The sequence below is a fragment of the Shouchella rhizosphaerae genome (genome assembly GCF_036700015.1).
Taxonomy (GTDB): Bacteria; Bacillota; Bacilli; order Bacillales; family Bacillaceae_D; genus Shouchella; species Shouchella rhizosphaerae.
Map to the genome: position 1 here is coordinate 1,446,371 of NZ_CP144921.1, position 20,512 is coordinate 1,466,882.

The following is a 20,512-nucleotide window of genomic DNA, read 5'->3' on the forward strand; positions in this document are numbered from 1 at the left end:
AAGCATGAAACACTCAGAAGATGGATGCTCATCTACTTGAACCCCTTCACCTTCAAAAACTTCCATTATGTATGAACCCCAAATAAACGATTGGCCCAAGAGAGCAAAAAAAGGTCCTGGCCCGGATAGCCAATGGCCGAAAGCCCAATAGGCAGCCCTTCAACTGAAGCAAACGGAATGGTGATTTGCGGACAGCCTGCAAGTCCAGCGATAGACGTTAACTTCATCGTCTTGGCCCGAATCGCTTCTAGTTCTTGCCCAGACCCGCCTCTTTTCGGGGCTGGACCAGCGGCAGTCGGCAACAGCACAATATCGTTTGGCGCAAAGTCAGCTGCAAAGGCGCGCTTCATTGCAGTTTGCTTGTCCTTGTAGAGCGGCAGTTCCTGTTGTGGAAGGGTGCTGGCCCATTGGAATCGGGCTCCAATATCAGCTGCAAAGGCAGGTTTGGCTGCTTGTACCCATTCGCCGTGTTGCCGCCAAATTTCCCGTGCTTGAAGGTGGCGGAACGTTTCAAACCCTTCGTCGATCCTGTCGGATGTCCACCGGGAAATTGGTTTAGCGCCGAGGCGATCCGCCGCCTGCAAGACAAGTGCTTGAACGTTAGGCTCTGCGATGCCCACAAGCGCCTCATCAATCAAAAGTTGCTCGCCCGCTTCTTCTTCCACTGTCTGATCGCCAAGCAAGACAGTCCCTATATCCTTTAGCAATTCGACATCACGGGCCATCCAACCGACCGTATCGAAGCTTTCTGCAAGTGGAATCACCCCGCTTATGTCGACAGCGCCATGGCTTGGGCGAAAGCCATAAATGCCGCAATAGGATGACGGTATGCGGATCGATCCACCTGTGTCTGTCCCAATCGCAAAATCGGTCAGTTCAGCAGCTACCGCTACGGCTGAGCCGCTTGAAGAGCCGCCTGGTACGCGGTCGGCGCCGTACGGGTTTACAGGCGTCCCATAATGGACGTTTTCGCCATTCAAACTGTACATGAGCTCATCGGTGACAGCCATGCCGCGCAAATCAGCACCTGCTGCCAAAAGTTTGGCGATGCTCGGGCTGTCTGCGTCTGCTGGTTGCGCTGTCTTAAGCCAATCAGGATTGCCAGCACTGTTTGTGTAACCTTTCACAGCAAACACGTCTTTCACAGCAAATGTCTTTCCTGCAAGGATGCCAGCTTTCGCGCCTTCTCGCTTCATGTTTTTGTCTATAAACGCGTGCCAATTCATCTTCATCCCCCCTGTTTAATGAAGTGGAGCAGCTCGCCGCTCGGTTTTCCAATGATGCCTTTTTCCTCTGTATAAATCGTTTGCCCACGAAGAAGCACGCGCGTCACTTTGCAGCCAATTGTCCGGCCAACATACGGGCTATGCTTATTTTTATAGTAAAGCTGCTCTTTTGTGAGCGTGTAACTTTGCCGATCATCCACAAACGCAAAATCAGCGTCTTTCCCAATGGCAATTTCCCCTTTTTCTCGCAAGTTCATCCGTTTAGCCGGATTGGTCGCAATGAGACGAGCCAGTTGCTCAGGTGGCATGCCGCGCCGCTTGACTGCCGCATCAAACATGATATCGATGTTGTTTTGGCAGCCAGAGATGCCGCCCCAAGCTGTAAGGAAATCGCCGTCTTTCAAGTCAGGCGTACACGGCGAGTGGTCAGAAGCAAGCCAGTCGATTTGACCATCAAGCAAACAAGCCCACAATTTCGCCTGTTCTTGTTTCGGGCGAAGTGGCGGTTGGCATTTTGCTAGTGGGCCAAGCTCCGCTAACTCCTCAGCAGACAGTAAGAAATAATGGGGACATGATTCTACTGTAACATCGACGCCTTCCTCTTTGGCCCGCTCAATTGCTTCAATTGCTGCGGCGGAACTGATGTGGACAAAGTGGATTCGGCAACCCGTTTCCCGCGCCGCAGCAAGCGTGTCGCACACCGCTTTTACTTCTGCTTCAACCGGCCGCGAAGCGACATAAGCGTCAGCGCCAACTGGGCTAAGGAGTTTTGCCTCAAGCTGACTGATCATGCTTGGATCTTCAGCATGGACACAAAGGAGCTGCCCTTTTTCTGCTAATAAGCGCATGCCTGCGCGAAGGCCATTCAAATCGACATTGCGAAAGTCCCCTGGAATATCCGATCCACATGGAGAGAGAAAACACTTAAAGGCGACAACGCCGCTGGCGGACAAGTCTGCCAACTCGTGGAGATTGGTCGGCACAAGCCCGCCATAAAAACTGTAGTCTACGTAGTTTTTCCCTTTGGCCGCCTCAAGCTTTCGTTGCAAATTGGCGCGGTTGGTTGTGGCTGGCAGAGCGTTCAATGGCATTTCTACATAAGTCGTTGTACCGCCAGCAGCTAATGAACGGCTGCCTGTGAAAAATCCTTCCCACTCGGTTCTTCCTGGTTCAGAAAAATGGACATGCGTATCAACAGCTCCTGGAAAAACATATTGCCCGTTTGCGTTCATTATACAACGCGCTTCTTTTTCATCAATTGGACCGATTCGGGCAATTTTGCCAGCTTTAATGCCGACATCGGTCTCCTCTACTCCCGATGGTAACACAACTCGTCCCCCAGTAATGCACAAATCGAGCATTTGCCGTTCTCCTCTCGTTTGCTTAGCCTGTCCAGCCAACCGACTGTGCATAAATTAAAAATGCCATGCCGACGGCCATGTAAATTAAAAACAGTGGTAAAAAGAATCGGACCCATTTGTTCCAACTAACGCCAGCAACAACAAGGGCTGCCATAAAGTAACCGGAAGTCGGAAACAGCACGTGGGCAAAGCCATCGCCAAATTGGAAAGCGAGAATCGCCGTTTGCCGAGTGACGCCCAAAATATCAGACAAAGGCGCCATGATTGGCATTGTTACTAACGCCTGCCCGCTCCCTGAAGGAATAAAGAAATTGATCAACAGTTGGACAACCATCATGCCAATGGCACTTAGTGTGCTTGGAAGCTGGCCAACGGCGATGCCGAGCCCATAAACAATCGAATCCATAATTTGCCCGTCTTCTAAAACGATCGCAACGGACCGGGCAATGCCAATAATGATCGCCCCCATCAACACTTCGCGAAACCCTTCCGTAAAGGCTTCACAAATCTTTGTGACCGAAAGCCCGGCAATCAGGCCTACAACAATGCCCATGAAAATAAACAACCCAGACATTTCAAGCATAAACCAGCCAAGCTGTGTCACCCCGTAAATAAGGATCGCAAAGAAAATTGGCAACGTCGCAATCGCAGCCATTTGCCGGCTGTGGATCGGCTTCATTGGTTGATTAAGCGCGTCTTTGTACATGAGCCGTTTCGGTTTGTCTTCTGTATAAGTCAAGCTCTTCTTGGGACGAGTCTTTACTTTTGCCGCATACCGCATAATATACAAACTGCCGATGGTGACAATGACCACAAATACAAGCAAGCGCAAACCAAAGCCTGAATACGTATCAAGGCCGGCAATTTGTTGAGAAATTCCTACTGTGCCGGGATTCATGATTCCAGCCGTAAATCCAAGAGCTGTAGAAACAAGGGCAATCGCCGTCGCAGTCATCGAATCATAACCAAGCGAAATAAAGAGCGGAATCAATACAGGAATATAAACAAGCGATAGTTCTGGCGTGCCAATCGTCGTCGCCACTGCCGCAAACAAAGTGAGCAGCACAGGCACCATCAACACACTATTATGTTTAAATTTGCGGGCAAGCCTGTCGACGCCAATCTCAATGATTTCTGTCCGGCGCAGCACCATAAACATGCCACCGATGATAAAGGTAAAAAAGATAATCTCGCTTGCATCAGACATCCCTCTAGGAATAGCAAGCATAAAGTCCATAAAGGATAAAGGCGACCCGTCTATTTGCGTAAAGCTGTCAGGGTCAATCGTCTCCCGCCCATTTGGGCCAGGTATCCGCTCAAATGAACCAGCCGGAATGACATACGTTAGAAGCGCGGACATGCCGCTAATCAAAAACAACAACACATAAATATGGGGCATCCGTCCCCTCGATTTCTGCGGTTCTGGCTGTGGCATCGGTTCCGGCGTAACTGACTGTGGGATATGCTTTTCCATCGCTCTCTCCTTTACTCAAATGTTGTTCCACATTGTAGCGCAACAAATCAGAAAAATCTTTGTGCAAAACAGCTAAACAATGTGCGTTTTGTTGGAACAATTAGATAAACAATAATAGGGAAAAGCGAAGAATTTCGATGAACCCGCCCCTTTTGTTGTTAGGATTGTTTACACAAAAAAGAGAAGAAGGGCAAAAAAATTGCCAGGTGGCGCTAGCACCCTGGCACAAGTCAATGAGAAAAACGCCAAAGCTGACATGTGAGCGAGTATGTGCTTCTCTCAAAATGAAACATACTCTTAAAAGAGATTCATGTATCTTTCATACAAGGACATTCAAACGATTTCAAAATAGTCGGTCAACAAACTGGAATAGCTATCATCCTAACTTTATGAGCACAGAAAACAAGTTTTCCTTTTAACTACCCCGGTATGTTTGATACCCCCAAGGCGACACAAGTAGCGGTACATGGTAATGTTCCTGGGGCGAAGAAAGGACGAACCTTACAGGCACGGTGCTTAAAAACGTCTCTACTTCTCGTTTGGCATAATATTCTCCGATATGAAACACGAGTTGGTACTCGCCAGGGAGCGGCTCGACGGTGAGAAATGGAGAATCGATTCGTCCATCCGCATTGGTTGCTGCTGTTGCTATTGCTTTCCACTCTCCTTTCTGGAGACGATAAAGGGCGACAGTCACTCCTCGGGCAGGAACGCCGTGGCCAATGTCTAAAACGTGAGTGGTTAAGCCGCTCATAATCGCGCTGTTTCGGTTCTAGTAAACGTGGTTTGAGGGCCGAGATCTGCTTTTGTAACGGAAAACCGTTGAAAGCCAAATGGCAAGCGCGGCTCCGTATACACTTTTCCTTCTGTTTCGGGAATGTCTTCCACGACTGTGTCCCAAGTTCGGTTTTGCGATTCAAACGTCACTTCTTGCAGCTGAGGAAATCGTTTTAACATGCGGCAGCCGATTTGGTAAATCAAGTGTTGAATCGAGGGGGAGGTCAGTTCATGAAAAACAGAAGAAGCGAGATCGGCAACTTGTTCTCCAGCCACATAACGGGCCGGCTCCTCCCCTAGCGCATCATCGTTCGTTTCGTAAGACCAGCCAATGTTCAAGTAAATGAAAAGCGGTCGATTGGAATCTTCGGGCAACGTTGTATATTGATCGCGAATAAAGCCGACAAATGAATTGTCCTTCACTTTAACAAGCTGCAAGTCAAGAAGTCTGCTATTCTGGCTGTTGATTTGCCAGCCGTTTCCTTCGCGAACGAGCTCAATCGACGCTTCGTTTCGTTCATTGCGCGAGTGCTTATAAACGAGTGTACTTGTGCTTGATTCTTCGCCATTTGCATACGTAGTATTTTCAAAAGGCACGGCTTCGCCTGTTAGCTTGACCCAGTCTATGTGGCTGTAAGTCGTTAGAAAAGCCTCCCCGACATAACGGATAAAGCCCTCAATGGTCCGTCCTGAAAAAGTCGCTAAATGCCGTTGGATAAAATTTTTCATAGAATCGGTTGCGACAACCATTTGATTGTCCCCATCTGTAAAAGACGACAGAAAAGCGTTTCCCCCGACCTCAACTGTGACATTGATGCCAAAAACAGTGTTATCCCGAACAGCAAATGCCGATTCAGGGATCGGCTGAAGCCCGCTTAACGGTTCCATAAACGTTCGGTAGGCAAACACATTCCCTTTTCCATAAGACATTGTCCGTTTATTTTCCACTTCTACACCAACCCTTTCTGTTGTTTGATGAACGCTTCTAAGCGATACCACGCGATTTGAAAAATTTCAGCAAGCGCCCGGTTAAATTCAGCCTCTTTCGTGCTGTTAATCCGTTCTGCCAAAGAGTCGTATAGTTGCTGTGCTGTTTTTCCCTTCACCGCTTCCACAAAAGGAAAACCGAATCGCTTGTCATAAACATCGTTTAATCGGGAAAAAGCGAGTGCTTCCCCCTCGCTAAGAACATCCAAACCTGCGCCTTGCTGCTCTTCAGCTGAAGAAACGCCTACCTTTTCGCTCGCCGCTAGCCTGGGGTGGGCTTGGATTAAACTTAATTGGTCTTCATAAGTAGCTTCTTCTACCACCATCACCATTTCCCGATGAAGATCACAAATGGAGGCAAACGGCCGTCTAGCCCACGCCTCCTTAGGAATCCAAGGCGAGTGTTCAAAAAGGTGGCCAAGCATACTTGTAAAACGGGCGCAATCGGCCTGATTGAGCTCTTCCAACGTCGTCACGAGTGCCTCTCCTCTTTTCTCTAATGAATTCCTTCAAATCGTACGAAAAAGGCGGTCTGCTGTCATTAGGCGAAATAACCAAATCATCGATCAACGCTTGGCTGTTCTAACAAGTTGCTTTGTTCGGAAAGCATTTGCTGGATGCGAAGGGCTAAGCGTAAATGCAACGTCGTTTCTGGATCTTTGATGTCTTTTCCGAGCAATTCTTCAATTTTTTCAAGACGGTAAATGATCGTATTGCGATGGACATAAAGACGCTTCGCTGTTTCAGAAATCTGACAATGCGTTTCCAAATAAACAGCGAGCGTCTGTAGTAAACTTAAATCGTTTACTTGCGCATCTGATAGCTTTTGCAACATATAAGCGCAAAACTCAGCAAGGTCTTCATTTGGAATCATCCGCAACAGCTTTGAAATGTCTTTTGCTTGGTATGTTTGCACAAATTGTTTGTTTCCTGACAGGTGGCCGGAGTTTAATGCATTAATGGCTTCACCATGAGCTTCGATCACATCCCAAAATTCATGGCATACATTGCTGACGCCAAACGAAATCGTCCGGTCAAAATGGGCCGCTACCCGTTCTTGGATAATTTCCAAGGCGATCAATGTCGGCGAGTATTCTTCGCTTGCCAGTTCTTCCGATTCCCCTTCTACTAAAATGAGGCAGATGTCATTCATGATAAACAAATGAGATACAAACGGAAAAATGGTCAACTCTTCTTCAATAAAATCAAACACTTTTTCGATTTCAATTTGCCTTTGTTTAAAGCCAAGTTGTTTTTCTTCCGTATCGAGTCGTCCGGCAATACATTTGTATTTTTGGTCATTGTGCAAATCGAATTCCAGTGCTCGATTTAGCGTCTCCTTTTTAGACGAATACGCTTTCTTTATGAAGTTCAAAAAGAAGTCATTTTTCGCCCTTCTTGTATATTGTTGCAATGCGTTGTTTTTCATTAACTCAAAAGCTACGACATTGACCGCTTGTTCAATTGTTAACAGATGACCGTTTTCAAGTGCTGGTATATGGCCAAACATAACGAGCATCGCCCGCTTTGGTCTATTCGTTCTTACAGGAAACACTGTCAACACTTCCACTTGTCCTTTTTCCGATATCATAGAAAGGTGTGTATAGGCGGTTTGTGGTAAAAACAACTGATACCCCATCCGGTTTAAATATTGGAGGCCCGATACAATTGTCCTCGATGCGTGCGTCGTACCGACAAGTTGGCAACGTTCATCAAGAAGCATGATAGAGCAGCCAACGATTTTTGCTACATTTTCTAACAGTTCACCAACCCCTTTTCCACTAACGATATGGTCAGAGAACGTTTGATGGGCTTCAATTGCCGCTTTTAGTTCATTAGTGCGCAAATCAAGAATCGCGCTTAACGTTTGATTCACAATTGTCCCTAGCCCTATTTCTTCCGACAGTTCAATAACAGGCAACCCATGGGCATTGGCAATGGCCACCGCTTCTTCAGGTATTTTTCCGAGAAAGCGCTTCGCTTTAATCCCCAAACCTGCGCAACGTTTTTCGGCCATCGTTTCAATTAGTTCAACTAATTGGCTTGCGTCATCTTTAAAATGGTAAGCCGTCGTTACAAGCAAATCGTTGCCCTTTAAATAGCCAGCTATGTCAGGGGCATCCATCATATTGACATGTTCAATACTGCGCTCTGTCCCCGCTTTTCCTGCCACGAGCCGCGCGCCAGAAAAGGCAGGCAGCGCTAATAATTGGGAAATGTTCAACTGAATCTCCTCCTCTACCGTTCTCATCACTTAGGCAAACTGCACAAATATCGCCGCAAAAAATAATAGATTTGCCAATGATTTATCGTTAGCTTACCAGTAAAATCAGTCACACACAGAAGTATTCGGAACATTTCTGACATAAAAAATAAAGCGAGGGGTACGATTTGCGATGATCAACAGCTTGGAAACAGAGCAAGCTAGTGCCTATATTCACTATCTTGCTCGCTTTGGCAAAACGAGCGACGGCGGGAATACACGCCTTCTTTATACACCAACCTGGCTGGAAGCCCAACAGGCCGTTTTCTCTTTATTTCAAGCAAAGGGGCTCGATGCTTTCTTTGACGATGTCGGCAATGCTTATGGGCGGATCGAAGGAACGCTTGCTTCACAAGCCTCAATCGTCACTGGCTCCCATATTGACACGGTTTCCAGCGGCGGCAAATTTGATGGAGCTTATGGCATTATCGGCAGCTTGCTTGCTGTCTCACGCCTTGTGTCCCGCTATGGCCGCCCTAAAAAAACGATTGATGTCGTCTCTCTTTGCGAGGAAGAAGGCAGCCGCTTCCCCCTTGCCTTTTGGGGGTCCGGCAGTATTACAGGACGCTATGAGCAAGCGGACATAGATGGACTCCTTGACGCATCAGGCATTAGTTTAGGCGAGGCAATGCGCGCAAACGGATTTGGCCAGGGCCATTATCAAGCGCCCCGCCGCACAGACATAGACTGTTTCATTGAATTGCATATTGAACAAGGGCAAGTGTTGGAACATAGCGGCAACAAAATTGGCATTGCCAAGGCTATTGTCGGACAAAGGCGTTTCACGGTAACGGTGGAAGGCGCTGCTAACCATGCTGGCACAACGCCGATGCACATGCGCAAAGATGCGATGGAACTAGCTTCGCGCTTAATTACCCGCTTAGTAGACAAAGCAAGGAAAATCGACGAGGCGTTTGTCGCCACCGTTGGGCAAATTGAAGCCTTCCCAAATACAGCCAATGTCATCCCTGGCAAAGTGAGCTTTTCTCTTGATATCCGCCACCATTCCACGAACATGCTCGATCGCTACTGTGAGGAAATGGAGACGTTCTTCCATGAACAAGAGCAAGCGAGCCAGTTAGGCATCTCTGTGGACCAGTGGGCAGACGTCGCTCCAGTAGCGATGGACGCAGACCTTACAGCAATGGCCTTCCAGTCTGCGCAAAAAACAGGGCTTCCAGTCCAATACATGTACAGCGGCGCCGGGCATGATACGCAAATTTTCGGCAGTTGCTGCCCAACGGCACTGTTGTTTGTCCCTAGCAAAGGCGGCATTAGCCACTCCCCATTGGAGTTTACAGCCGATGAAGATTTGGAAGCTGGCGTATCTGCACTTGCCGCCCTTTTGTATAAGCTTGCCTATTAGTTTAAAGCTGCAAAATGTTTTTGAAGGAGAATTGCAATGGATACGTACCTTTCAGCAAAGCGGACGATTATGACGCCAGGGCCGGTAGAAGTCGACCCCCGTGTCTTGCAGGCAATGAGCATGCCGATTCTAGGGCAATTTGACCCTGCTTTTACGAACATCATGAACCAGACGATGGACCAACTGCGCAAGTTGTTCCAAACAGAAAACGAGTGGGCCTATCCCGTTGACGGGACGTCACGTTCAGGGATTGAGGCTGTTCTCGCCAGTTTAATTGAACGAGGAGACCGTGTGCTTGTGCCGATTTACGGGCGTTTCGGCCATTTGCTTGTAGAAATTTGCGAACGTTACGGGGCCGATGTCCACAAAATCGAATGTACGTGGGGCACTGTGTTTAGCGAAGAAGAAGTAATCAACCACATCCACGCAATCAAGCCTAACATTGTCGCGTGTGTCCATGGGGAAACGTCAACTGGATGCATGCAACCACTCGCTCAAATCGGCAAAGCTTGCCGTGAACAAGGTTGCCTGTTTGTTGTTGATGCGGTTGCTACGATTGGGGGAACCGACGTTTTAGTCGATGAATGGCACATTGATGCCGCTATCGGCGGCACGCAAAAATGCTTGTCCGTCCCGGCTGGCATGGCACCGATTACGTACAATCAACGAGTGGAAGAAGTGATTGCCCGCCGCAAAAAAGTCGAACAAGGAATTGCAACCAAAGACGACTTGGACGAACCACTGCGAGGGACAGTTGTCGCCAGCAACTATTTTGACCTTGGCATGCTGCAGGATTACTGGAGTCCAAGGCGTTTGAACCACCATACGGAAGCAACCTCCATGGTGTATGCTCTCCATAAAGGGTTAGCGATTCTTCTGGAAGAAGGGCTCCCCCACCGGTTTGCGCGACACGCCTACCATGAAAAAGCGCTTATTGCCGGTCTAACAGCAATGGGGCTTGAGTTATTTGTCTCCCATCAGCACAAATTGCCAATGGTGACGTGCGTGTGCGTACCTGTTGGGCTTGACGCTGATCGCGTGCGTGCCTTTATGTTGCACCATTTTGGCGTAGAGATCGCTAGCTCTTTCGGACCGCTCCATGGGAAAATCTGGCGGATTGGCACAATGGGCTATAGCTGTCGCAAGGAAAACATTTTGTTTGTGCTCGCAGCACTTGAGGCAGCGCTTCTCCATTACGGTACAAAGATTGAAACCGGTAAAGCCGTCCAAGCGGCGCTTTCCTACTACGAACAAACAGAAAAGTCCGCAATGGCCTAAACAGCGAGTTGGCCAAGGCGCTGTCAGCCGCTTGGCACCCGTATGGGGAGAGCGAATTCACCATTTGACCGAGCTCCTCTCTGCAAAGACGATGCCGAATAAATCGAAAAGCTTGCGAAAAACAGGCGCCAACCCGATGTGTAACCGGGCTGCGCCTGTTTTTTCGAGTGGGTAAAACGACTAAATACGACTGTCGCAACCGCCTCCCTGTCGTTCAGAAAGCGCGATCTCTTTCTATTCGAGCAGCCTTTTCGCGCTACTGTTCGGCCCTTCGACATCACTCTCCTGCTTTCCTTTTGCCGCTTTCCGCACGGCTCGGATAATACCGGCGTAGCCAGTACAACGGCATAAATTGCCTGACAATGCTTCGGCCATTTCCTCATCACTCGGGGCCTGGTTTTCATTCAGCAACGCTTTAGCAGCGACCACCATCCCTGGGGTGCAATAGCCGCATTGGAAGCCACCTTCTTCTAAAAATGCTTGCTGCATAGGGTCAACCCCGTTTTCGGCAGAAGCGGTAATTCCTTCAATCGTTTGCAACTCGACATTCGTTGCTTGGAACGCCATGAGCAAACAGCTATTGACCACTTTTCCATCCATAAGCACGGCGCAGGCACCGCAACGGCCAATGCCGCATGACACTTTTGTGCCAGTCAAGCCTAGTTCCTCTCTCAACACATCAGCCAGCCTCACGCTAGCGTATGTTTCCACTTGCCTCGTCTGGCCATTGATTTGAAAGGTCAGGCTTACTTTTCGGTTGTTAGCACGTGTGAATGCCATGAATCCTCCTCCCTCTCTTCCATCGCTTCCAGCAAACGTTCTGGCGAAACCGGCAACTTCGCCACCCAACAGCCGCAAGCTTGATGGATTGCTTTAGCGATGGCCGGTGCAACGGCAACGGTGCCAATTTCGCCTACGCCTCTTGGCCCATAGCAATCCCCTTGCTCTAATGTCTCAATGGCTTCTGTTTCCATGTCAAACGGCACATCTTTTATGCTAGGAATCATGTACGTATCAAAATTTTCAGTCGCATACTTGCCTTGTTCCATGATCGCTTCTTCCATCAAGGCATAGCCGAGCGCCATTACGCCGCCGCCTTCGATTTGCCCCCTATAGCCGAGTTCATTTACGACAGGGCCTGCGGCAACGGCCTGTTTTAAATCGAGTACTTGGACTCGGCCGGTGATCCGATCGACTTCTACTTTTGCTTTTACAGCGGCAAACGTGTACAAGTAGTGGCCGCCTTCTGTAGGATCAGGAGAAGTTGGAAAATCAAACGATGTTTCTAAACAGAGAGGCATTTCACTAAAGCGGGCCAGGCTTTTATAGTCGATAACCAATGTCCCCTGTTCGTAAACGCCACCCGCACCGAGTTGCAACCGCTTTTCCTCTATTCCCGTTGCCCGCATCGCCTGGTCCAGCAACGCCTTTATAAAAGGCTCTTTCAATCGTTCGATTGCGGTCCATACCATGCTCGTGCCCCGAGAAGCTGTCGTCGAGCCTGTGGGCGGCACACGGCCTGTGTCACCAATTTGGATGTCGAGATCGCTCCGCCCGCACTGAAACGCTTTAAGCATCATCGTTTCAATCACTGTTAAAATTCCTTGGCCGGCTTCTTCAAAACCAAAGGCAGCCTCAATTTTTCCTTCTTTTGTCAAGCAAAGCCGACCTCCACCGCGATCAAGACGTCCGTACCCTAACCCACCGCCGTGCATTGTTAACGCAAAGCCTGTGCCGACTCGTTTACGAGACGATGTCGTATGTTCCCTCATCGTTGTTTCTGCAAGTCGCTCCAACACAAGGCGTGCGCCATCGGTCGGAACAATTCGCTGCTCTAAAGGGCCTAAATCATCGGCACGCCGCAAATTACGGCGCCGCAGTTCTACCGGGCACATTCCGAGCTTGTCAGCAAGGCGGTCCATTTGTCCTTCAAGGGCAAACGTCATTTGGTTGCCGCCAAAACCACGGAATTCACCAGCATTGGCGTTGTTCGTAAACACCGACTTTCCATTAACGAGGACATGTGGAATCCGGTAAGGGCCAACCGCATGCTCTACGGCGAAATCAAGAATGGCTGGCCCCAGTGTCGTGTAAGGGCCAGTATCGGCAATGATTTCCACGTGATGGGCAGTAAGGCAGCCCATTTGGTCGGCGCCCGTGCGCACAGTGATCTTCATCGGATGGCGTTTGAGCCCTGCTCGCACTGATTCCATTCGCGTGTGGTGAATTTTAACTGGCCTCCCTGTTTTTAAGGCGAGTAAAGCTGCGTAAGGTTGGAGATTGAGCTCATCTTTGCCACCAAAGGACCCGCCCATCGGACTTGAGACAATGCGAATCTGTTGTTCTGGTATACCTAAAATCCGTGCTAGTTGAAAGCGATCTTTAAACCCATGCTGTGTTCCCATATATACGGTTATACCCCCGTCCGCTTCCGGAACGACTGTCCCTCCTTCCGTTTCCATATAGGCATGCATTTGCCTCGGCAATTCATACGTTTCCTCAACAATCGCCGCCGCATCCGCGAACCCTTGGCCAATGTCGCCTTTTTGATGATGGGCAACATGGAGAATGTTGCCTTCTGGATGGAGCTTGATTGCTTGCGGTTCTAACGCTTTCTCAGGAGAGTCAAGTACAGGGAGTTCTTCATACTCCACTTCAATTAACACCAACGCTGCTTTTGCTACTTCCACCGATACAGCAGCGACAGCGGCCACCGCGTCACCTACATAACGGACATGCGTATCACAAAAAACGGGATGGTCTGGAACAATGATGCCATAGCCATTGACCGCAGGCACATCCGCATAAGTGAGTACCGCTTTGACTCCCGGCAACTGTTTGGCTTTCTCCGTATGGATGGAGAGAATGCGCGCATGGGGGTAGGGACTGCGCAAAATTTTGCCATACAACGTGTCCCTAAACGTTAGGTCGGTTAAATAGTGGAGCGAACCAGTGACTTTGGGAATGCCATCATAACGAATCGTTCGTTTTTCCATCTCCTCTTCCCCCTCTCAAGCCATCGACGAACGAGACAATCTGGTTTGCGAGCACCATCCGCAAATACGTTTCCGTCGCAAAGGGCGTGCCAACAAGTGTGCCCGTTTGCTTAATAAACTGGTAGACGTCGGCAAGCAACTCATTCGTAAGTGGCTTCCCGATAAGGCGCTGTTCCATCTCAAGCAGTCGGTGCGGCACCATTTCGCCGCCACCGACGGCTAACTTCAGTTCTTTAATGGTTTGATCGTTATCAAGGACTGCAACGCCAGCAACCGTCACTAATGATGCCGTAAATGTTTCACGGCGCCCGACCTTTTCATATAGCCAGAAACGTTGCGTCATGTCTGGCCATTTGCCAATCTCCACTTCTGTTAAAAGGGCGTTTGGCTTTTGCTGAAGCCATTCCGACAATGGCATCGTCGCCAATCCATCGTGATATAAAACGACGTTCGCTTCCAGCACAAGCAGCGCTGGAATGGAATCGCCTTTGCCGTATACGATGTTGCCCCCAAGTGTAGCGCGATTTCGCACTGCAGGAGCGCCAATAGAAGCAAGCGCCTGCACTAGCAGGGGCTGTTCTTGTGCGACCATCTTGCTATTCAAACATTCGGCTAGCGTCGCAAAAGCACCAATATAGATAGCGGTATCGGTCTCTATCATTGTTTTCAAACGACGGATTTGCTCTAAAGAAACAAAGCGGTTGCCCATGTCAAATCCTTGTTCCCTCCGCATTTGTACAATCGTTCCACCCGCGACGAAGGTCGAGCCTGGCTTTTGCGCCTCCGCCCATGCTTGCTCGACTGTCGTTGGCATAGACACAGGCGGATACTGGTTCATTTCCACTTCTGCAAATGGCGGCAAGCCCATTGATAATCCTCCTTTGTATCAATATCGAAAAACGCAGACGCAACAGCAACAGGGACAGCCAGGCTGCTTTTGTCCTTGCGCAAAACCGCCCTTGCACCTTCGTCGCCAGCAAGGGCATGCAGCTTTACAAACAGCGACTGGCGAAATAACGCTGGCGGCCTTTGTTTGCCTTTATAGCAGGCGGAGACTGACGTGGCATCGGGCCTCCTCTTTGCTGTAGCCAACACGCTTTTTATGACAGACGCAGGCAAAAACGGCTGGTCGGCGAGAAGGATCAGCACAGCAGAAGCGCCTAGGGCACCAGCTACTTCAAGTCCACATTTCAATGATTCCGCTTGGCCTTCTGCCGCTTTTCGGCAGCAGACGAGCATGATACGGCGATCAGCGAGCAGTTTCGGGTCGAGCCAGCTTGTATGCCCGTATTTTTCGCCGATAACGACGACGATTTTAGCGACATCTGTGCCAAGTGCCGTTTTTAAACTGGCGCTGCCGACAGTAGTTTCCAAAAGGGGCAGCGCTAGTTTGTTTTCGCCCATTCGTGCACTTTGGCCAGCAGCAAGGCAGATGGCGACCGTCTTCATGTTAGCGCCTGTATCCGTTGTTCTGCTTTTACCATTTGGATCAATTCGGCGACAACGCTAACCGCAATTTCTTCAGGCCCTTCCGCTCGGATTGGCAAGCCGACCGGTGTGCGGATTCCCTCTGGCACGTGAGCGGTTGCTAGCAAACGAGCCGTACGTGCTTTTGAACCAAGGATGCCGAAATAGGCAAGATGGACATCAAGCAAGTGGGATACAATTTCTTGATCCCGTTGAAAGTGGTGGGTCATAAGCAGGACGGCATCGTCTTGTTTAAAAGAAAGCGTTGGAATGACTTCATGAGGAAAACCGATGATACGTTTATCAGCATCAGGAAAATGAGTTTTTGTACAGAGAGCGGGGCGCCAATCGACCACATGGACGCTGAAGCCGACTTTGGCAGCAAACTGCACGAGCGGCTTGGCGTCAGCCTGGGCGCCAAACACAAACAGCCTTGGCTTTGGCCGTATCACTTGGAGGTATAGGTTTTTCGTTAAGCTAGTGCTGTAAATAACGCCGCTTTTTTCAACCCCTGCCAACTGTGGGTTCTCCCCATTCCAAACGCCAAACATTTCCCCAGACTCTGTCTGGCAAAGATATTGGCTTACATCCTCGCTGCGGATAAGCGCTACCGTTTGCCCTCTCGCTAGAGCCTGCCCTGTTTTACGCAGGAATGAAAGCAACGTATCGTTCACCGGCTGCAATAGCACATCAACAACACCATTGCAGCCACTGCCGTCTAGTCCCCAGGAAGCATCGTCAAGGGCGCGCATATTATAGCGCTCAACCATAGGCCCTTGCGCCCAAACAGAAGCAAAGCGGGCGCTAATATCCTCCTCTAAGCAGCCAGCGCTTAAAAGGCCGGTTCTAGTGCCGTCTTCTTCCACTAGCATCGTTGTCCCTTCTTTGCGGTAAGCAGAGCCATCAACAGCGATAATCGTTGCCAGCATTGTTCGTTGGTTCGTCTTGTCGAGCCGACTGATGATGTCATGCATATTTTCCATTTATCTGCACCCCCTTCACTGTACGAAAAAGAGAAGACCGGCGAACAACACCGCCACCATCCCCCCTTTTTTGGATTCTGAGTCCAATCAGTTTAACCATTCACGGCCCATTTGCAAATGGAGTTGTTAGATCTTCTCCCCGTCTAATCTAGTGCTGCAAAAACTCAGTCGTGAAAACTTCATTTGGATCGACTGTTTCCTGCAATTGACCGATTTCGACGAGCTGGTGGATCAAATCTCCCCAACGTTCTTCTGTCATAAACCCGACTCCATTCTCCTTTGCATCGCCCCCAAAAACAAATTCGAATTGCGTTTCTGCTTCATACGCAAGTTCTTCTAAAGCGATGTTTTCGTTCGCCTCATGGATGACTTCGTTCACTTCCTCATCATGGTCCTTGTAATAGTCCCAACCAGCCGTGTACGCTTCCATAAAGCGCTCAACCGTTTCCTTGTTGCTATCTAAATAGTCTTTAGTGACAAATAAAACGACATTATATGGATTGTAGCCTGCCTCTGAAATCAATAACGTTTCTGTGCCAATTCCTTCCCGTTCAAGAAAAAACGGTTCTGACGTTAAAAACGCTTGCGTCACCGCTTCTTCATTTTCAAGAAAATTAACATGTTGGCCATTGTAAGCAAGTTCGGTCACGTCGCTTAAGTCATATTGTGATTTCAAATAATCCCAATATGGAATGCCTGGCTCAATATAAGCGGTCCGACCGTTGATGTCGGCAAAGCTGTCAGTCCCATGCCCTTCATGGAACATGAGTGCTTGCGGGCTTTCCTGCAAGCTCGCCGCTAGCGCTACTAGCTCAATGCCTTGGTTCCTTGCGATTAAAATTTGGTCAGCATGGGCTAAGCCAAACTCGGCTTGGCCTGCCGCCACCATTTGAATAGCCGAGACTTCAGGGCCACCTGGTTCAATGTCAACGTCAAGGTCGTTGTCTTCGTAATACGCTTGTGACTGAGCAGCAAAGAAACCGCCCATCTGCGCTTTTGGAAACCAGTTTAAGACTAGCTTCACTTCTTTTGGCCCATCTCCTGTCGCCTCACCGCCACAGCCGCTCAAAACCGCTGCCCCTAAAAGCGACAAAGCCAGCAACCGGTAACGTTTTTGTCGATTTTCCATGTTGTTTTCCCTGCTTTCTTTAAAGGTCTTGTTTGATGGAAGATTCATGCCACGAACCAAGGACTACTTTCGACAAAAGGCTCATTGCCAAATAAAAACCTATGCCGAGAATAGCGCCGCAAATGGCCAGTGCAAAAATAAAGGACGTGTTCACTTGAATGGCTGCCACCGTTATCGCGTAGCCAATTCCTCCTTTCCCTCCGCCGACGCCAGCGACGTATTCGCCGACAATGGCGCCGACAATCGATAAAGTAGCAGAGATTTTCAAACCCGCCATCATAAACGGCAGTGCTGCCGGTACACGAAGCCTCCACATTTTCTGCCATTTTGACGCGTTATAAAGAGAAAATAGCTCGTCCATTTGCTTATTGACCGAATTAAGGCCCATGAGGGTATTTGAAACAATTGGAAAGAAACCAATTAAAAACGAGACAACGACAATCGCATTAAAACCAGCTCCAAACCAAATGACAATAATGGGGGCAATAGCTACCACAGGCAACGTCTGCAAAATAATTGCGTATGGGTAAATGCTGCGCTCAATCACTTTTGAGCTTGCCAGCAAGATCGAAATGCCTACGCCAATCACAGCACTAAGCAAAAAACCAATAGCAGAAACGACGACAGTGACGCTGACTGCCTCAGACAATAGTGGCCACTGACTCGCCGCAGAGGCGACAACGTCTGTCGGCTTTGGCAAAATATAGTGAGGGATGCCTAGCATAAGCGGAATCAGCTGCCAGGTAGAAACAAACACGATAAAGGCTATAATTGGACCTAAAAAATAGCGGGTAAAACGATTGCTTGCCAATTGAGGCTTTCGCTGCGGGGAGCGCTTAGAAACAACTGGCTTTTTTGCCTGCTGGATCGTCGTTGTTGGCATTAGGCTCCCTCCTTCTGTTTGTTCGAACCTTCTTCAAGTGCCTTACTCGCTTGTTCAACATAATCGTTATAGACTTCTGATGTCCGGTCTTCCAACCTCCGAGGGCTTGGCAAGTTGACATCAATCACTTCTATAAGCCGTCCTGGGCTGCTTGAAAGCACAGCTATTTTCGTAGACAAAAAGACAGCTTCAAACACATTGTGTGTGACGAACAAAATCGTCGCGGCTTCTTTTTTCCAAATTTCCAATAACTCGACTTGCAATTTTTGTCTAGTGATTTCATCAAGAGCGGCAAATGGCTCATCCATCAATAACAATTTCGGTTTTGCTGCCAATGCCCGGGCAATCGATACACGCATTTGCATGCCGCCGGACAATTGCCGCGGATACGAATAAAGGTGTTTGGTTAGCCCGACCATCTCTAGCACGCGCTGTGCTTCGCGGCGCGCTTCTTTTTTGCTCACGCCTCTCAGTTCAAGAGGCAACACGACGTTGTCAATGACTTTACGCCACGGCAGCAACGTTGGCTCTTGGAAAACAAAAGCGACGTTAGTGGTCTCTTTGATTGTTTGTTTTGGCGACTGGCCAAACACCGTTACTTCTCCATCCGTTGGTTCGGAAAGCCCTGCCGCCATCCGCAATGCTGTAGATTTTCCGCAACCGGACGGCCCTAAAAAAGTGACAAATTCTCCTTTTCTAATCTGGAGATTAAACGAATGTAAAGCAACCGTACCGTTATTGTACATTTTGCCAACTCGGTCAAAGGCAACTAGTTCTTTTTCTCGTCGATCCAAACAAAACGCCCCCTTTTGTTATGCAAGACTATGTCGCAATTGCTGAAGTTTGTTGGTTTGTTGTTATAGGCAATAGTAGTGTTTTTACTGGCGTGCGTCATTGTTTAAATTAACTAAATAATCTATCGTTAACTATCATTTTGTTGGAAAAGGGGGGTATTTCGATGTCTAGTGTGGAACAATAAAACCGCACAGCGATCCTTTCATTGGCGTTTTTCGTGGAATCACCGATTCGTAGATCCTACCTAAAATGTGTAAGGTTTTTTCACAGATTAAATCAGCTTTTTCAGCATGGGGCAACGGGCGAACAGATCATTGTTGTTTGCACATCATCACGCAAACGCTTTCTATTTTGTTTCTTTTTATTACTCTTAAACGCTACACATCGGCATGAGCTATAGACTGATGGGTTGCTGCAGCTTTTTTCAGAAAAAGCCCACGCTACAGGAAGGTATCCGTCCGCGTGGGCTTTCCTTATTCAGCTAATACTTCTTCAAGCAAGCTAAAGTTCGTATATTGTTCAAACTCTGGCTGTTGGTTAATACTGTCCATATTCAATAAATGTTCGCCAATCACGTCGGAACCTTCTTTTAGGTCTTCAGTTACATCCATGGCATACTCGTTGCGCTCCATGATCTCGGCAATTTGTTCCCGTGGCAAATGCTGTATTGCTTCATCCATGATGTCTAACGCGCCTTCTCGATCTTCATTGATATATTCTGTTGCTCGCAAAAGAGCGCGCAAAAGGGCTTTGACGGTATTCGGGTTTTCCTCTAAGAACTCTTCTGTCACCTGGAACGTCGAATAATACTGCATCCAATCAACTTCCCCTTCTGCTCCAGGAAGTTCTGAAACGTTTCCGCTAAATAAAAACGTTGCTCCTTGTTCTACTCCTGTTGTAATCCACGGCTCCCAAGCTGCCATTAAATCAATGTTCCCATTGTCCAGCGCGGCAATTTGATCCGTAGGCGACATGTTAATAAAGTTCACCGTATCTAAATCAACACCAAGTTCATCAGCCATGTTTTGCAGGGCAATCGTTACGCCCGCCCCTTGGACCATCCCTATTGTCGCCCCTTCTAAATCTTTTGCACTGCCCACTTCAAAATCGGGGTGGGCAATCACCGCCTGTGTACCAGAAATATTCGCCATTGGAGCAACAATAACATTGTCTACATTGGAAGCCTTTAATGTAATATTCGTAATGGTTGTTTCAAAGCTTGCTTGCGCATCCCCGCTAGCAATTAGAGGGCCAATGTCTGGTCCGGATTGAACAATTTGATTTGTTACATTTAATCCTTCATCTTCAAAAAAACCCATTTTATCTGCAACAATCTGTTGTGCGGAGACTTGTGTATCGACAACGCCGTACAACGTTATATCTGTTGTTTCTAAGTCACTGGATTCATTTGTGCCCACACCAGCTGGTTCATTCCCATTCCCACAAGCACTTAATAGCGCTGCCGTTACGAGCGCTATGCCTGCGCCATTGGATACCCGCTTTGCCTTTTTCAACATTCTCGATTCC

General features: G+C 48.6%; 16 protein-coding genes and 1 pseudogene. 2 read left to right on the forward strand and 15 right to left on the reverse strand.

Features of this window, described 5'->3' with window-relative positions:
• Nucleotides 1-65: 65 nt before the first annotated feature.
• From V5G21_RS07300 to V5G21_RS07325, 6 genes and pseudogenes are all read right to left on the reverse strand, one after another.
• Nucleotides 66-1,226: an amidase gene (locus tag V5G21_RS07300; RefSeq protein ID WP_304527075.1), complete on the reverse strand. Its 1,161-nt coding sequence runs from the start codon at nucleotides 1,224-1,226 to the stop codon at nucleotides 66-68.
• Nucleotides 1,227-1,228: 2 nt separating this feature from the next.
• A complete protein-coding gene (gene allB, locus V5G21_RS07305; protein ID WP_338465444.1) occupies nucleotides 1,229-2,587 on the reverse strand; it encodes an allantoinase AllB in 1,359 nt (452 codons plus the stop codon).
• Nucleotides 2,588-2,609: 22 nt separating this feature from the next.
• Nucleotides 2,610-4,061 (reverse strand): YfcC family protein, encoded by a 1,452-nt coding sequence (locus V5G21_RS07310; protein ID WP_338465445.1) that lies wholly within the window; start codon nucleotides 4,059-4,061, stop codon nucleotides 2,610-2,612.
• 415 nt (nucleotides 4,062-4,476) lie between these two features.
• The gene (gene uraH / locus V5G21_RS07315) at nucleotides 4,477-4,815 is read right to left on the reverse strand and encodes a hydroxyisourate hydrolase (protein ID WP_011248570.1); all 339 of its coding nucleotides are present in this window, start codon (nucleotides 4,813-4,815) and stop codon (nucleotides 4,477-4,479) included.
• Nucleotides 4,812-6,301: pseudogene (gene pucL, locus V5G21_RS07320) on the reverse strand (factor-independent urate hydroxylase). Before pucL ends, uraH begins: the two are co-directional and overlap by 4 nt.
• Before the next feature lie 83 nt (nucleotides 6,302-6,384).
• Nucleotides 6,385-8,049, reverse strand: coding sequence for a PucR family transcriptional regulator (locus tag V5G21_RS07325; RefSeq protein ID WP_095254480.1), 1,665 nt, complete (start codon nucleotides 8,047-8,049; stop codon nucleotides 6,385-6,387).
• Between the two features lie 172 nt (nucleotides 8,050-8,221).
• Here V5G21_RS07325 and V5G21_RS07330 point away from each other — a divergent pair, with 172 nt between their 5' ends.
• Both V5G21_RS07330 and V5G21_RS07335 read left to right on the forward strand, forming a co-directional pair.
• A complete protein-coding gene (locus V5G21_RS07330; RefSeq protein ID WP_095294294.1) occupies nucleotides 8,222-9,454 on the forward strand; it encodes a Zn-dependent hydrolase in 1,233 nt (410 codons plus the stop codon).
• 36 nt (nucleotides 9,455-9,490) lie between these two features.
• Nucleotides 9,491-10,732, forward strand: coding sequence for a pyridoxal-phosphate-dependent aminotransferase family protein (locus V5G21_RS07335; RefSeq protein WP_035206189.1), 1,242 nt, complete (start codon nucleotides 9,491-9,493; stop codon nucleotides 10,730-10,732).
• A gap of 234 nt (nucleotides 10,733-10,966) precedes the next feature.
• Here the strand turns inward: V5G21_RS07335 and pucE are convergent, their stop codons facing one another.
• The 9 genes from pucE to V5G21_RS07380 form a co-directional block, all read right to left on the reverse strand.
• Nucleotides 10,967-11,512 carry a xanthine dehydrogenase subunit E gene (pucE, locus tag V5G21_RS07340; protein ID WP_035206188.1) on the reverse strand — a complete coding sequence of 182 codons (546 nt, stop codon included), beginning with the start codon at nucleotides 11,510-11,512 and terminating at the stop codon, nucleotides 10,967-10,969.
• Nucleotides 11,479-13,728 carry a xanthine dehydrogenase subunit D gene (pucD, locus tag V5G21_RS07345; RefSeq protein ID WP_095326634.1) on the reverse strand — a complete coding sequence of 750 codons (2,250 nt, stop codon included), beginning with the start codon at nucleotides 13,726-13,728 and terminating at the stop codon, nucleotides 11,479-11,481. The genes pucE and pucD overlap by 34 nt, the downstream gene beginning before the upstream one ends.
• Nucleotides 13,703-14,596 (reverse strand): xanthine dehydrogenase subunit C, encoded by an 894-nt coding sequence (gene pucC / locus V5G21_RS07350; protein WP_095326633.1) that lies wholly within the window; start codon nucleotides 14,594-14,596, stop codon nucleotides 13,703-13,705. The genes pucD and pucC overlap by 26 nt, the downstream gene beginning before the upstream one ends.
• Nucleotides 14,563-15,177, reverse strand: a complete 615-nt coding sequence (gene pucB, locus V5G21_RS07355) for a xanthine dehydrogenase accessory protein PucB (RefSeq protein ID WP_073304510.1) — start codon at nucleotides 15,175-15,177, stop codon at nucleotides 14,563-14,565. Before pucB ends, pucC begins: the two co-directional genes overlap by 34 nt.
• A complete protein-coding gene (locus V5G21_RS07360; protein ID WP_095326632.1) occupies nucleotides 15,174-16,178 on the reverse strand; it encodes an XdhC family protein in 1,005 nt (334 codons plus the stop codon). Before V5G21_RS07360 ends, pucB begins: the two co-directional genes overlap by 4 nt.
• A 148-nt stretch (nucleotides 16,179-16,326) precedes the next feature.
• Nucleotides 16,327-17,307, reverse strand: a complete 981-nt coding sequence (locus V5G21_RS07365; RefSeq protein WP_095236408.1) for an ABC transporter substrate-binding protein — start codon at nucleotides 17,305-17,307, stop codon at nucleotides 16,327-16,329.
• A gap of 19 nt (nucleotides 17,308-17,326) precedes the next feature.
• Nucleotides 17,327-18,190, reverse strand: a complete 864-nt coding sequence (locus tag V5G21_RS07370) for an ABC transporter permease (RefSeq protein ID WP_035206179.1) — start codon at nucleotides 18,188-18,190, stop codon at nucleotides 17,327-17,329.
• Complete coding sequence (locus V5G21_RS07375; RefSeq protein ID WP_095236407.1) at nucleotides 18,190-18,984, reverse strand: ABC transporter ATP-binding protein; 795 nt, start codon at nucleotides 18,982-18,984, stop codon at nucleotides 18,190-18,192. Before V5G21_RS07375 ends, V5G21_RS07370 begins: the two co-directional genes overlap by 1 nt.
• Before the next feature lie 474 nt (nucleotides 18,985-19,458).
• On the reverse strand, nucleotides 19,459-20,502 hold the full coding sequence (locus V5G21_RS07380; RefSeq protein WP_179289621.1) for an ABC transporter substrate-binding protein: 1,044 nt from the start codon (nucleotides 20,500-20,502) through the stop codon (nucleotides 19,459-19,461).
• Between the last annotated feature and the right edge of the window lie 10 nt (nucleotides 20,503-20,512).

Excerpts from the sequence above, each read along its gene's own strand:
- V5G21_RS07300 (WP_304527075.1), bottom strand. The coding sequence starts at position 1,226 with ATGAATTGGCACGCGTTTATAGACAAAAACATGAAGCGAGAAGGCGCG.
- allB (WP_338465444.1), bottom strand. The coding sequence starts at position 2,587 with ATGCTCGATTTGTGCATTACTGGGGGACGAGTTGTGTTACCATCGGGA.
- V5G21_RS07310 (WP_338465445.1), bottom strand. The coding sequence starts at position 4,061 with ATGGAAAAGCATATCCCACAGTCAGTTACGCCGGAACCGATGCCACAG.
- uraH (WP_011248570.1), bottom strand. The coding sequence starts at position 4,815 with ATGAGCGGCTTAACCACTCACGTTTTAGACATTGGCCACGGCGTTCCT.
- V5G21_RS07330 (WP_095294294.1), top strand. The coding sequence starts at position 8,222 with ATGATCAACAGCTTGGAAACAGAGCAAGCTAGTGCCTATATTCACTAT.
- V5G21_RS07335 (WP_035206189.1), top strand. The coding sequence starts at position 9,491 with ATGGATACGTACCTTTCAGCAAAGCGGACGATTATGACGCCAGGGCCG.
- pucE (WP_035206188.1), bottom strand. The coding sequence starts at position 11,512 with ATGGCATTCACACGTGCTAACAACCGAAAAGTAAGCCTGACCTTTCAA.
- pucD (WP_095326634.1), bottom strand. The coding sequence starts at position 13,728 with ATGGAAAAACGAACGATTCGTTATGATGGCATTCCCAAAGTCACTGGT.
- pucC (WP_095326633.1), bottom strand. The coding sequence starts at position 14,596 with ATGGGCTTGCCGCCATTTGCAGAAGTGGAAATGAACCAGTATCCGCCT.
- pucB (WP_073304510.1), bottom strand. The coding sequence starts at position 15,177 with ATGAAGACGGTCGCCATCTGCCTTGCTGCTGGCCAAAGTGCACGAATG.
- V5G21_RS07360 (WP_095326632.1), bottom strand. The coding sequence starts at position 16,178 with ATGGAAAATATGCATGACATCATCAGTCGGCTCGACAAGACGAACCAA.
- V5G21_RS07365 (WP_095236408.1), bottom strand. The coding sequence starts at position 17,307 with ATGGAAAATCGACAAAAACGTTACCGGTTGCTGGCTTTGTCGCTTTTA.
- V5G21_RS07370 (WP_035206179.1), bottom strand. The coding sequence starts at position 18,190 with ATGCCAACAACGACGATCCAGCAGGCAAAAAAGCCAGTTGTTTCTAAG.
- V5G21_RS07380 (WP_179289621.1), bottom strand. The coding sequence starts at position 20,502 with ATGTTGAAAAAGGCAAAGCGGGTATCCAATGGCGCAGGCATAGCGCTC.